Origin of the sequence: Cohnella sp. (genome assembly GCF_041641335.1) — a bacterium.
GTDB lineage: Bacteria > Bacillota > Bacilli > Paenibacillales > Paenibacillaceae > Cohnella.
Genome location: NZ_JBEPYQ010000146.1, coordinates 1 through 12370, shown reverse-complemented (window position 1 = coordinate 12370; position 12370 = coordinate 1). Strand labels below are relative to the sequence as shown.

Genomic DNA, 12370 nt, shown 5'->3' with positions numbered 1-12370 from the left:
CGCGGCAGCGACTGCCAGAGGGATTGGTTCTACATATGCCGTCTCGCTTCGAGCGGATGGCCGATCGTCGGGAACTCCGCGATGCGCAGCTTCGCGCCGCCGTACGGCACGAGCTCAAGGTCCGCGTCCGGCTGGCCGGAGACGTTCGGATGCAGCGGAGGGGTTCCGGCGTTGTTGCCTTCCATCTTCCAATCGCGCACCAGCCGTCCCTTCGCCTTCAATCGTACGGGGGGATGGCTCGCGTCGAAAGGCTGGTAGGCGACGTCGTCAAAGCTGATCTCGTACTCGTTGTCCGCGAGCAATCCGTATTTCCACGGGGAGCCGGGATACACTTCCCAATCGTGGAACTTCTCCCTCTGCTGCAGAAGCTGCCAGTTCTCCTGAATCGGCAGGGCGTACACGAGCGGTCCCCGCTCCACGCTGACGGCGAGCAGATTGCGGGCAACGGTCTTGACCTTCATCGGCAGAAGCAGCGTCAGTCTGTCCCCGTCGGACCATTCTCGGCTAAGCTTGGCATAGCCTCGCTCGAGCGTCAGCGCCGCTTCTTCCCCGTTCACGGTCACGACCGGCCGCTCGCACCATTCGGGAATGCGCAGCGAAAGGCCGAATTCGGCCGGGCGGTCGAGCGTCAGCTCGATATCCACCGTCTCGCGGAACGGATAGTTGCCGCGAACCTTCAACGTCGCTTCGGCTGCCGCGCCGCCCGTTCCGATTTGCGCCGTTACCGTGCAAGGCGCATACGACACCGCCGCCAGGCCGCCTTCGCCGTCCCGCATCCACAGATGCGAAGCCAGCTTGGGCCAGCCCTGGTGCATGTTCGCCGTGCAGCAGCCGAAGTTGGGCTCCAGGCCGAACAGATTGGCCTCGGCGCCGTTGCTCCAAGCGCGGGGCGCCACGTTGCAGACGATCTGGTTCACCTGCTGGTCGTATTGGTGGGACGTCCAGTCCTTGGAGATTGTCGCCGGCAAGGCGTTAAACGCCACCTTCTCCAGAATGTCGCCGAAGCGCCCTTCTCCGAATACTCTTGTCAGCTGCTCCATGGAGAACATGTACTCTACGACGGCGCACAGCTCCACGCCTTGGCTCGGATGGGTTCCCGACAGCCACTCGTCTCCCGAGAACATGCCGTGGGCCTGTCCATGATGCGTCATCAGGCTGTCGATGCCGCGATGCACCGCTTCCAGCTCCCGGGGATCGCCGGTCAGCTCGTACAGAACGCCGGGCGCCTTGATGCCCATTGCCACGTTCACGACATGCGTTTTCCAATCCCATTGCTCCACCTTGCGCCAGAACGGAAAATCGCGGAACACGTCCGTCCAGCCGGTCGTCTGATCCGACACGAGGCTCGCCAGCTCCAGGAGACTCTCGTCCCCGGTTTTCCGATAGAGCCACTGGATCGACAGCAGCATCTCCATGCCGCGCGCCTCCGCCCAGCCGCGCAGCGGATGCTCCTCGATCCGGCTGCGCACGTACCGGAAATACGAAGTCAGGAACGGAACGATTCGCTCGTCCCCCGTCGCCTCCCCGTATTGCGTCAGCACCTTCAGCATGATCATGTAATGCCACCAATCCTGCTTTTTGTCGACGTCTCCGTTGACCGTCTCGATGCTCTCCGGACCGAACGAGCCGTCCTCTCGCTGGCTCGCCAGCGACCATTCCACCCAGCGCTTCGCCTTGACGATCAGACCTTCGTCCTCCAGCAAATAAGCCAGCGGAAGCAAACCGTCCAAGTAGTACGGCCCTCGCTCCCAGCTCTCGCCCTTGCCGCCGATCCAGCCGTTGTCGGGCCCGACGTCCGCCCAGTGCTCTTCCAGATGCCCCGTCAGCCCGTCCGCCTGAATCCGCAGTTGATCCCGAAGCCACTGCTCCGGCTTGATCGCCCCGAGAGGGAGCGCTTCGAATGCCGCATGCCGTTTGCTCATTATGAATACCTCGCTTATTCGTATAGTAGGTTCTCTCCCTCCGAATATAGCACTGTGGAGCCTATTCTCCGATAGCCTAACTCACACACTTTTTGTCGGATCGCAACTTCGCTATACTAGAAAGACAATCCGCGAACGGAGGCATTCGAATGCTGCAATTCATCGCTCCGCCCTTGCCGCATTTCACTACGTGCGGCGAAGATACATATCTCGCCGGAGGCAAGCATGCGGACCGCTCCGGCATCGGCGTGTTCGATCTGCTGGTCGTCACCCGCGGCGGCCTGTACATGGCGGAAGACGATCTTCCCGTAGTCGTGCCGGCTGGAGGCTTCGGCCTGCTGCGCCCGGACCGCGCCCACCGGACGACGGAGCCTTGCCGAGAGGAAACCCATTTCTACTGGCTCCACTTCCAGACGCTCGGAGACTGGCGAGAGTCGGACCCGGCGAATCCCGCGAGTCTGCCGCAGCTCTCCGAGAGCGGGTACTCCACCCTCGTTCCGTTCGCGCATTATTTGCCGCAGTCCGGCATGCTGCAATCGCCGGATGCCGCTTATTCGCGGCTGCGCCGGCTGCTCGCGCTGCAAGCGGAGATGTCCGCTGCCTCCCATTGGAGACGGCAGCTGCTCTTCCAGGAGCTGCTGCTGCAGCTTCACGAAGAAACGAGCCTCCCGGCAGGAGGCTCGTATTTGGCGATCGCCGAAGAAGCGGCCGCATTTTTGCGCCGCCATTTTCGGGAGACGTTCACCTACAAAACGATGTCGGATGAATTGCATTTCCACGCCAACTATATTTCGCTCTGCATGAAGCGCGCTTACGGCTGCACGCCGCTCGACTACTTGACCCGCTACCGGATCGAGCAGGCCAAACGGCTGCTCGTCGATACGGACGACGCGGTCGGATCGATCGCCGAGAACGTCGGTTTCGGGTCTTTTCCGCATTTCGTGCGCTGCTTCGGCCGGCTCGCCGGCACGACTCCGAAGGCGTTCCGCATGAGATTCCGCCGACCGTATAAAGCCCCTCACGCATCGGCTAACGAAGCTTGTCCATAGCTCTGTCCACGAACCGGCGGTGCTTCTCCCGCATCGCCCTTTCGACGGATGGCTCCAACCCCCAATCGGACAGTCGCGAAGCCGGCTTCAGCGCGGCGTACAGATCCCAGACGGGAAGATTCCCGGCATCCATTCCGCCCGCCAGCGAGAGGTATCGCGCCGTCAGCTCTTCCATCGCCTCTTCCCCGTAAGCCCACAGCATCTCCAGTCTCGCATTGCCGAGATCCGCCAGAGGATCTCCCAGGGCGGCATCCTCCCAGTCGATGACGGCAGCCAGCCGGCTTCCGTTCCAGAGGACGTTGCCTGGCCAGAAATCCCCGTGAAGCAGCGCGGTCCGGTTGCTCTGCGCCGGTGGCCATGCCCGCTCCAGCGTATCCCTGATGCGGCCTTCGCTCAACGATTCGTCGAGCCGATCCGGCCTGGCGGCCACCCGCTCCGCGACCAGCTCGTCCTGCCGCGGAAGGAACGCCAGCTCCTCCAAGCCGGCGTCGGACCGATGTATCGCGGCCAGAGCTTCCGCCATTCGGCGAGCATACTCGCTGTTGTCTGCCGGAACGTATTCCCGTTCATGCTCGACGTATTCGATCGCAACATAAGGCGTAGGCAGCGTCTCGCCCGATTCGTCGTATCCGTACGGCTCGGGCACGGGCGCTCCCGCCGCGCGCAGCCATTGAAGCAGCCGAAATTCGTGCGCGGCGATGCGCGGATCGCGCGCGAGGTCGGCTTGTCCGTGCTGACGAACGACGATCTTCCGCGTGCTGCCGTCGGCCATCTCCAGCTCAAGGCCAACGACCTGCGCGGACATTCCCCCTGGCAATTCCCGTGCGCGCAGCAGCCGGGCTCCCGGCGTTATCTTCAAAGCGATCGCCTGCAGTGACTCTCTCATCGTTAACCTTCTCTCGCTAACCATTGTCTTTCAATGTCCCGTCCAAAGCGAGGCGAATGCGAAGCTCGCAACCCGACGGCGAGCCGTCCGCCGCCGCCCCGGCCCGAATCGTCATCTCTCCGTCGAGCAATTCCACCCTTTCCCTCATCGAAGCGAGTCCGAACCCGGGTTCCGAAGCGGAGAACGGCTCGCCGTCGCTGATAAGAAGGAAGACCAGCGCTTGCTCCTCTACCCGCAGCGCAAACCGAAACCTGCTGCTGCCGCCATGCCGAATTCCGTTCGTGAGCCCTTCCTGAAGCGCATGGTAGAGCACGTTGTCCGCAAGCTTGCCCAGCGTAAAACCCGCAGGCAGCTGGATTTTCTCTTCGACCTCAATTTCCATCGTATCCTCGGCGAAACGAATCAATTCGTCAAGCAGGGCGGGCAGAGGGAGCGTTTCCTCCTCTCCCGACGCCAGCAGTCTGACCGTGCTTCGAATGTCGTTCAGCCCTTTCCGCACCAGCTCGTCGAGCAGGTCCAGCTTCTCCTGCGGCACGCTGCCGTCCGCGCCGGACAGCCGCTTCGTCGCCTCCAATTGCACGATCGCCGCCGTAAGCGTATGTCCGACGACATCGTGCATCTCGTAAGCGATGCGGTTGCGCTCCTCCAGCACCGAGAGATGCGCAAGCGTCTCCGCCTTCTCCCGCAGCGTCATCGAGAGGGTTCGGTTAGCCTGCTCCAGTTCGGCCGTGCGCCGCTCCACAAGCCGTTCCAGATTGTGGTGGAACTGCTCGAGCTCCTTGTTTTTCTCCCCTAGCTCGGAGGCGTTGCGCTCGGATTCCTGATGAACGCGACGAACGCGGCCGACGACCACCATCACCATGCAGATCATGAACAGAAACAAGCTGTTCGGAGTCAGCCCCTCGATTATACGGTACAAATACGTCCGCGAATTCAACCAATCGGTCAGCAAGCCCGGCATCAGCCACATGGCAAGATAAGCGATGCCGCATAAGGTAAACGTCCAGTACCCGCGAACGATCCATCTGCGTTCCATATCCCCTTCATCGGTCGCAGGGGAAGAACGGAACAGGAAGAAGGTCACGACGACGAAGCCGATCCACGCCGAGACCGCGTTGCCCAGACCGGACCACGACAGGTACAACGAAGGCGCCGTTAACGCCGCAACGAGGCAGGCAACGACGTTTAACGCGTTGAGAGCGTGCACGGTCCGGACGGCTTTTCCCTTGGGCACGCCAAGCGCGTTGACGTATATTCCGACGCTGGCCCAGACGGCGAGCGGCGAGAGCAGTTCCTTCCAATAATAGGCTTCCTTCAGATCGACGAACCATTGCGGCAGGCGGCAGATCAACAGCAGCGTCAGTCCCATGGACAGGCCGAACAGCGTAAACCAGCCGTACAGCGCTTCCTTGCGGCGGACGAACAGGATCGATCCGGCTATGCCTATCGCCAGGCTCAATACCGAATAGACGAAGAAATTCATCTCGACCAACATCAGAGCGTAGAAAATTTGATCCGGCTCCCCGGCCAACGCCATATCGTTACCGACCAACGGCAGCCCGTCCCATTCCGCGCGGATCAGCAGCGTCTTCCCTTCGTCCTGCGGACTGACGGGTACGGGATGCATCACCCTGTTCGAGTTGAAGTAGCGCAAAGCCCCGTCCATATTAAAGGAATACGCCATCCGGTCGTCCAAGTAAACTTCGAATCTCCCCATATTGCTGAAGACGAGATAAGGATTACGCCATGGAAGCTTGGGCAAGGGACGCTGAAGCCATACGGTGCCCCGGTATCCGCTCAAACTCTCTCTCGTCTCCGAGGAGAACGTCTTCCATTCCCCTTCCGCCGGGCGCTCCTCTCCGAAGTGGATTTGCCAATACTTCACGAGCGCAACGAACGGCTCCCGCTGGCTTTCGAATCGGCTCTCCCGCTCCACCAGCAGCGACGGCAGAAACGTACAGGCGACGATACCGCAAACGAGACACCATATGAGCATGGAAAAGCGTCGACGAATCATCGGGGAACGGCACTCCTTCGACGGCCGCATAGCCGTCGTTTTATAGTTGGGTTTAACTATTACAGCTTAGCATATCGAACGGACCGAATCCGGGAGAACTCCCGATTGGTGACAGGAGTGACAAGACGTATGACAAAATGTAACGAGGCTAGTTATCCGCGTCCGCCTCTCCAATCTTTCTTTTTCCCCACCAGGAGGCCCAATCCTTCCGATGCTTGCAGACGAGAATTACAAAATTGCCGAGCCACACGCCCAAGATCGCCGCCTCGAACTTCCCCGCCCATAAAAAGACGGGCAGCAGCGCCATCCCGATGACGACTTGCAGTCCGTCCGATTCCGCAGATTTCGGTCCGTTCGCGCGAAGCGTTCTGCCGATCGCCTTCAGTAAAGCCAGGATCGCCGCGTAGGCCAGCGCGGCCTCGAACCCCGTAATCGCGCTCCATACTCCGAACGACACCGCGATCGCCTTGCCTCCGCGGCCTCTCAGAAACGGCGAGAACGCATGCCCCGCGATCGGAGCGACCGCCAGCGCAACGAGGCCGTACCCTTGGGCGTAAACCGTTCCGCTCAGCCAGAGAAGCGGCAAATAGCCCTTCAGGAAATCCAGGGCGATGCCGGCCAGTCCGAGCCGGAATCCCGCCGCCTTCCACAGGTTCAGGGCGCCGGGATTGCCGTCGCCGACGCCGCTCAGATTATGTTTCGCCGCAAGCCCGAGCCAGTAGGAGAACATGAGCGAGCCTGACAGGAACGCCGCGGCCGTCCACAGAAGCAGCGGCATTACCGTTTCCTCCCGCTTCCGACCCGGACGTCTCTGCCCTTCCATCTGACGCGCCCGAGCACCGCGACTTGATAGAGCGAATACAGCATGACGATGAGGAAAAACAGGGCGGCCAGCGGATGAATCAGCGGCACGACGATGCCGAAAAAGCCGACGTATCGCATCAAATAGAGCAATTGAACGGTGTACAGGACGTAACCAATCGCCAGCGGGAGCGCCCATGGCGTAAAGACCATCAGCAGCGCGCTCTCCGACACGAGAAGCCCCGCTGTCCATGCCGCCGAGCAGACGACCGTCCAGCGGTTCAACGTAGACGTGCTCAGCACGGCTCCCTTGCTGAAGCCCTCGATCTCGCTGCGGATGCCTTGCGGATACATCCGAAAGGAAACGAGGCGGTATCCGAGATAGTTCGCGGTCGGAATGCCGGCTTCGCGAAACTTCGAGCCGAGCAGCAGGTCGTCCAGCACTTCGGATTTGACGCTCTCGTGGCCGTCGATTTTCTCGTAATCCTCCCGGGCTGCCACGATGCACGAGCCGTACAGCCCTTTCCTCGGATTGTTTCTCTCGAACGGGGAAGTAAACGCGAATGCGCCCAGCAGATTGAATACGAGCGCCAATCTTTCGTACAGCTTCTGCGTGCGGTGATACGGCACGACGGACACGACGCCGCCGGAACGCTCTCTGGCTCGAAGCAGGGAGGCCAGCGCGTTCGGCGCGAGCCGGATGTCGGCGTCCAGGAAGACGAGAATGTCCCCGGAAGCGCGCAAGTATCCGTTCCATACCGCCCAGTTTTTGCCGGTCCAGCCTTCGGGGAGCGGACTCCCGGCAATGACGGAAACTCCGCAGCTCTCGGCGATCTCGCGCGTGCGATCCGTCGAGAGATCGTCCACGACGATAATCTCATGCGGCCGCACGGTTTGTTCCATTAAGGAATCTAACAGATGCGGCAGATTGCTTTCCTCGTTCCTCGCCGGAATAATAACCGTTACCCGCTTGTCTCCCGCGCCGGGCTTGCCGGAGACGGGCAGCTTGACGCGCCGAAATAGCAGGAAGCCGGACGCGCATCCGACCGACACGACCATCCAGATCCAGACCGAGCCCCACATCACCACCCGCTCCGCCTCCCCTCATTTCTTCATATATATGAGGAGAAGGGATAAGCGTAGACGGCTTAATTGCGATAATAGGGACTCGATTGCCGGACTTCCTCCATGGCGTCCGCCAAGCTTCTGCCTTCCTCCCGCAGATCGTCGATGCGGAAGTCCGCCCGGATCAGCCCCTTGTTCAGGACGACGGCGCGGTCGATGACGTTCTCGATCTCATCGATCAGATGGGTGGTGATCAGAACGGTCTCGTCCCCTCTCAATCCGGACATCATCAGCTTCAGCGAATCCCGCCGCGAAAAAACGTCCTTGCCGACGAACGGTTCGTCCAGCAGCAAATAATCGGGGCGTTTGGCCAAACCGGCGCTCATCTCCAGCTTCATTTTCTGCCCCTTGGAGAACGTACGCGCTTTGCGGCGGGTCGGCAGCTCGAACCGATCCAGCAGCTGCTCGAAATACGGCCGATCGAACCTGGGGAAGAAGGCGGACAGAAAATCTGCGTATTCCAACGGCGTCTTGTTCGGGAGGAAGCCGCCTTCCTCGGAAATGAACGCCATCCGCTCATACTGCCTGACGACGGGCTGCCCTTCAATCGTGATTTCGCCGTTTTGGAGCTCGCCGATGCCCATGATCGCCTTGAGCAGCGTCGTTTTCCCGCTCCCGTTCTCGCCCAGAATGCCGACGACCTCTCCCTTACCGATCTTCAGCTCTTGGACGTACAGCAGGGCGTTGCTCGTCGGGTAGCGTTTATCCACGTATTTCAACTCGATCACGGTCATTCCTCCTCGGCTTCCCCGATGCTTCGCATGCTTTATTCGATAACAACGTTCGTAAAATATCTGTAATCCGTCTGGTCGTAGCCGAAACTGCCTTGATACGGAGACTGGTTGTAGACCCGGATGTTGTCCTCGTTCCAGTCGGTTACGATCTCGCCCTTGTAGATCAGCTTGGATTGCTCATAGACGTACGCGTACAGATGCTTGGGGCGCACGATGTCGAACAAGGCGCGAGGCTGCTCCGTCTCCGGCCCTCGATACGATCGGATCGCGTACAGCTTGCCGTCCCGGTAGCTCAGGAGGGAGATTCCGCTGTGCGTATCTTCTTCCCCGTCGGAGAACGCCAGGTCGGTCCGGTCCGCAAGCTCCACTCCGCCCGCGAAGCCGAAGCTGAGCGCCGTCATGTCGATTCGATCGGCAACCGACGAGCCGCGGCGGAAGTTCAGCGTCAGCGTCGACCGCTCGTGGTCCGGGTAGGCTTCGTAGCCCTCGTAGAACGAGGCAACGCCGGACGCTCCGGAATCGCCTTCGCGCGCGGGCAAACGGAACTCCGGGACGGTCGCCTCTCCAAGCGGCTCTCCGGTGCGAACGTCATAGCTTCGAACATGAAGCGCTCCGTTCTCGGCGAAGATCAGAGCCAGACGGTCTCCCACCGCCTCCAGGCCGAGAATCTCGATTCCCGTTCCTTGACCGGATTCATTCGCGTCGAGAGGAAGATCCGCGAGCTTGCGGGGGGCGTAATCTTTCGGATCGATCGCCGACCGAAACCCCCACTGGTAAAATTTAAGCTCGTAAATGGCGCTTGCGCCGACAAACCGCGACGAGACGGGAACGGTGTAGTACACGCTGTCCCCGATTCGGGCCAGTCCGTATTCGGGCGGATTCGCTAGACGGAAGCCTTCATTCGGATCGTCAGAATCGCGGCGTATGGGAGGCGGAACGACCTCTGCCGAGCCGACCGGAATCGAGTAGCCCTGGTCCGTCAATCTTCTCGACTGGATCGTATGCAGCGAGATCGTATTCTGAACGCTGTATTCCATCCCTCCCGAGCGTAAGGAATTGCCCGGCACGTAGCGATAGAAGTCAGCCTGCTTCGGTTGCTCGAAAAGCTCCGTATCGGCGCGCATCCGCCCCTCTTCTATGCGGAAGCGCGTCCGGTGAACCCCGTCCCTCAGCTCTCCGCGGATCGCGACATCCCCTATCGCCTCGCGGCTGCCGATCAGATCGCGCACCTCGAACGTTCCGTTGTCTTTCGCTTGGTAGGTCGACGCCGTCAGCGCGACGAAGATCGCGATCGCCGCGGCCAGCGCGGGCAGAGCGGCATGACGTTTGATTTTATCCATTCCCTGTTTCCTCCCTTCTGCTCGCGCTTTACGCGATCGCCCCTCTGCGGACGAGTCTCAGGCCGTGCCAGACGAAGTACCCGCTAAGAGCGAACAGCAGGACAGTGCTCATGTAAAGCCCCGTAGGTTCACCATAATGGCTCGTTTCGTTAAGGCGATATCCGAGCACCCGAATGCCGAGCCACGCCGCGGCCGCAACGACGACGAAGCCCGAATATTTGCGGCTGCGCTCGCAAAGCGCCACGTAGTACAGCCCGGTCGCGGTGACGAGAAGCAAGCCCAGGGAGGACAGCATTCGGCTAAAGCTCAGCGGCAGCAGCAAACGGAAAAACTCGGAGCGAACCATCGCCAGAAAATAGCCGTTGCGCATGACGAACTGCCCGTCTCCGTAACCGGCGATCTTGCTCTCGTAGAGGCTGTAGCCGAGCCGGATGCCGATCAATTGGGCGGTCAGCAGCAGGAGCAGGCCGATCACCAACGCGGCCGCCTTGCTGAAGTACAGCGCCTCTCGACGGACCGGAAGCGTCAAGTACGTATAGACGCTTTTGCTGCCCCAGTAGTCTGCGTATACCGTAATCAGGAAAAAGGCGCATACGAGCGCAAACAATATCAAAAACAGCAAGACGCTTCCGGAAGAAGCGTACACCTCTTCGAACCGCTCGTTCACCGCGTATTCGCTGTAGTGCTTCAATTGGCGGTGCAGCATAATCGGCGGCGCGAATATCGCAACGGCGCATACCGCCGCGATGAACGCCAGCCACTTGGCAAATTCAAAATTAAGCAGACGATAGAAGCCCTTCATCGCTTTGCAGCCCCTTACTTGTATTATAGGATTAGTACAATCACCGCAAAAAAATTACTCCCAATGCTCGCTGATCAGCTCGACGACCGTCTTGAACGACAGATGGATTTCCTTGGCCGATTCGACGAACGATTGAACCAATTCCCGGGTCAATTCCTCCTCGATCCGGCGGAAAATGGCGTCGTCCACGTAGACGACGCTGCCCAGCGTGCTGCTCGTGCGCACGAAGCCTTCGTCTTCCATGAGCTTAAACGCCTTCTGCACCGTATTCGGGTTAATGCTGAGCTGAGCCGCAACCTCTCGTCTGGAGGGCAGCTTGTCGCCGGATACCGCCTTGCGCAGCAAAATTTGCCGCTTCACGTACAGCGCCGCCTGCAAGTAGACGGGGTCCTTGTTATTCAGCTTCAGCTCGTAAAAGTTCAGCACGCCCACTCTCACCTGCCTTGAAAGTCACTTGTATTATTACACTAGTACAATGATTCTGTCAATCGGGCAAGTGTACAGAAAAAAAGCCGTCCTTCCCCCCAGTCGGAGAAAGAACGGCGTGCGCGGGCGCAAACGGATCGGCTTACCAAGCGTAAGCTTCGGGAGCCTCGCCGCCCGGGCCGGGGAAAATCTCGTCGAGCTTGACCAACGCTTCACTCGATAGTTCGATCTCGACGGCCCTCAGCGTATCCTCGAACTGAGCCAACGTTCGGGGCCCGATAATCGGCGCCGTTACCGCGGGGTTGGCCAGGAGCCAGGCCAAGGCGACGTTCGATTCGCTCTCGCCGAGCTCGGCGCACAGCTTGCCGTAGGCTTCCAGCTGCGCGCGCTGGGTTTCGGTCAAATTCGCCGCCGCTTGGCCGGATCTAGCGCCGCCTCCGGCGGGATTAAGCACATTTCCGCTGAGCAAGCCCCCGCCCAGCGGACTCCACGGGATAACGCCAAGGCCGAGCTCCTGCGCGGCGGGCAGCACCTCAAGCTCCGGCAGCCGGCACATCAGATGGTACTTGTGCTGCTCGGATACGAGGCCCAGGAAATTTCGCTTCTCGGCGGCTGCCTGGGCATAGGCGAGATGCCGCGCGCCGAAATTGCTCGAGCCGATGTAATACGCCTTGCCCTGATCGACCAGCCCCTCGAACGCGCCCCAGATTTCCTCCCACGGAGCGTGCCGCTCGATATGGTGCATCTGGTACAGCTCGATGCGATCGGTCTGAAGACGTCTCAGCGACCCTTCGATATGCCTGCGAATCTTGTAAGCCGAGAGGCCGCGCGGTTCGTTAGGCCCGTCGTTCTCGTCGTTCATGTCTCCGTAGACCTTGGTGGCCAGCACGACCTTCTCGCGCCTGCCGCCGCCTTGCGCGAACCAGCGGCCCATAATTTCCTCCGTCCAGCCGCTGTGACCGTTGTCGCCCCGGCCGTAGACGTTGGCGGTATCGAAGAAATTGACGCCCGCCTCCAGCGCCCTGTCCATAATGGCGAACGCTTCCTTCTCGTCGGTGCGGGGGCCGAAATTCATCGTGCCCAGACACAGACGGCTGACCTTCATCCCGGTTCTGCCCAAATAGGCGAACTTCATGCGATAACTCCTCCTTTTAACGCAATGCCGAGAAGTCCCCGGCCTCTAAACTACCTTACTCACGTAGTGAGCGTGTAGGTGGGGGATGAATCGGTGTATTAGGATTTGTTGTTTGCAAGTAAATATGCGAACA

Annotated in this window: 11 protein-coding genes; 1 reads left to right on the top strand and 10 read right to left on the bottom strand. The window is 60.3% G+C overall.

The window, feature by feature from the left end:
• Positions 1–29 precede the first annotated feature (29 nt).
• Positions 30–1922, bottom strand: coding sequence for a beta-L-arabinofuranosidase domain-containing protein (locus tag ACESLM_RS29295; protein ID WP_372637972.1), 1893 nt, complete (start codon positions 1920–1922; stop codon positions 30–32).
• 149 nt (positions 1923–2071) lie between these two features.
• Here ACESLM_RS29295 and ACESLM_RS29290 point away from each other — a divergent pair, with 149 nt between their 5' ends.
• Complete coding sequence (locus tag ACESLM_RS29290) at positions 2072–2971, top strand: helix-turn-helix transcriptional regulator (protein WP_372637969.1); 900 nt, start codon at positions 2072–2074, stop codon at positions 2969–2971.
• Here ACESLM_RS29290 and ACESLM_RS29285 read toward each other — a convergent pair.
• From ACESLM_RS29285 to ACESLM_RS29245, 9 genes are all read right to left on the bottom strand, one after another.
• On the bottom strand, positions 2952–3857 hold the full coding sequence (locus ACESLM_RS29285) for a phosphotransferase family protein (RefSeq protein WP_372637966.1): 906 nt from the start codon (positions 3855–3857) through the stop codon (positions 2952–2954). The two genes, ACESLM_RS29290 and ACESLM_RS29285, sit on opposite strands and share 20 nt — an antisense overlap.
• A gap of 16 nt (positions 3858–3873) precedes the next feature.
• Positions 3874–5874 (bottom strand): sensor histidine kinase, encoded by a 2001-nt coding sequence (locus tag ACESLM_RS29280; protein ID WP_372637963.1) that lies wholly within the window; start codon positions 5872–5874, stop codon positions 3874–3876.
• A 148-nt stretch (positions 5875–6022) separates the two neighbouring features.
• Positions 6023–6652, bottom strand: coding sequence for a glycerol-3-phosphate acyltransferase (locus tag ACESLM_RS29275; protein WP_372637960.1), 630 nt, complete (start codon positions 6650–6652; stop codon positions 6023–6025).
• Positions 6652–7758 carry a glycosyltransferase gene (locus ACESLM_RS29270; protein ID WP_372637975.1) on the bottom strand — a complete coding sequence of 369 codons (1107 nt, stop codon included), beginning with the start codon at positions 7756–7758 and terminating at the stop codon, positions 6652–6654. Before ACESLM_RS29270 ends, ACESLM_RS29275 begins: the two co-directional genes overlap by 1 nt.
• Before the next feature lie 65 nt (positions 7759–7823).
• Positions 7824–8528: an ATP-binding cassette domain-containing protein gene (locus ACESLM_RS29265; protein WP_372637957.1), complete on the bottom strand. Its 705-nt coding sequence runs from the start codon at positions 8526–8528 to the stop codon at positions 7824–7826.
• 38 nt (positions 8529–8566) lie between these two features.
• Positions 8567–9874 carry a hypothetical protein gene (locus ACESLM_RS29260; RefSeq protein ID WP_372637955.1) on the bottom strand — a complete coding sequence of 436 codons (1308 nt, stop codon included), beginning with the start codon at positions 9872–9874 and terminating at the stop codon, positions 8567–8569.
• A gap of 28 nt (positions 9875–9902) precedes the next feature.
• Positions 9903–10676 (bottom strand): hypothetical protein, encoded by a 774-nt coding sequence (locus tag ACESLM_RS29255; RefSeq protein ID WP_372637952.1) that lies wholly within the window; start codon positions 10674–10676, stop codon positions 9903–9905.
• Positions 10677–10730: 54 nt separating this feature from the next.
• Positions 10731–11102 carry a GntR family transcriptional regulator gene (locus ACESLM_RS29250; protein WP_372637949.1) on the bottom strand — a complete coding sequence of 124 codons (372 nt, stop codon included), beginning with the start codon at positions 11100–11102 and terminating at the stop codon, positions 10731–10733.
• A gap of 142 nt (positions 11103–11244) precedes the next feature.
• Complete coding sequence (locus ACESLM_RS29245) at positions 11245–12237, bottom strand: aldo/keto reductase (protein ID WP_372637946.1); 993 nt, start codon at positions 12235–12237, stop codon at positions 11245–11247.
• Positions 12238–12370 lie beyond the last annotated feature (133 nt).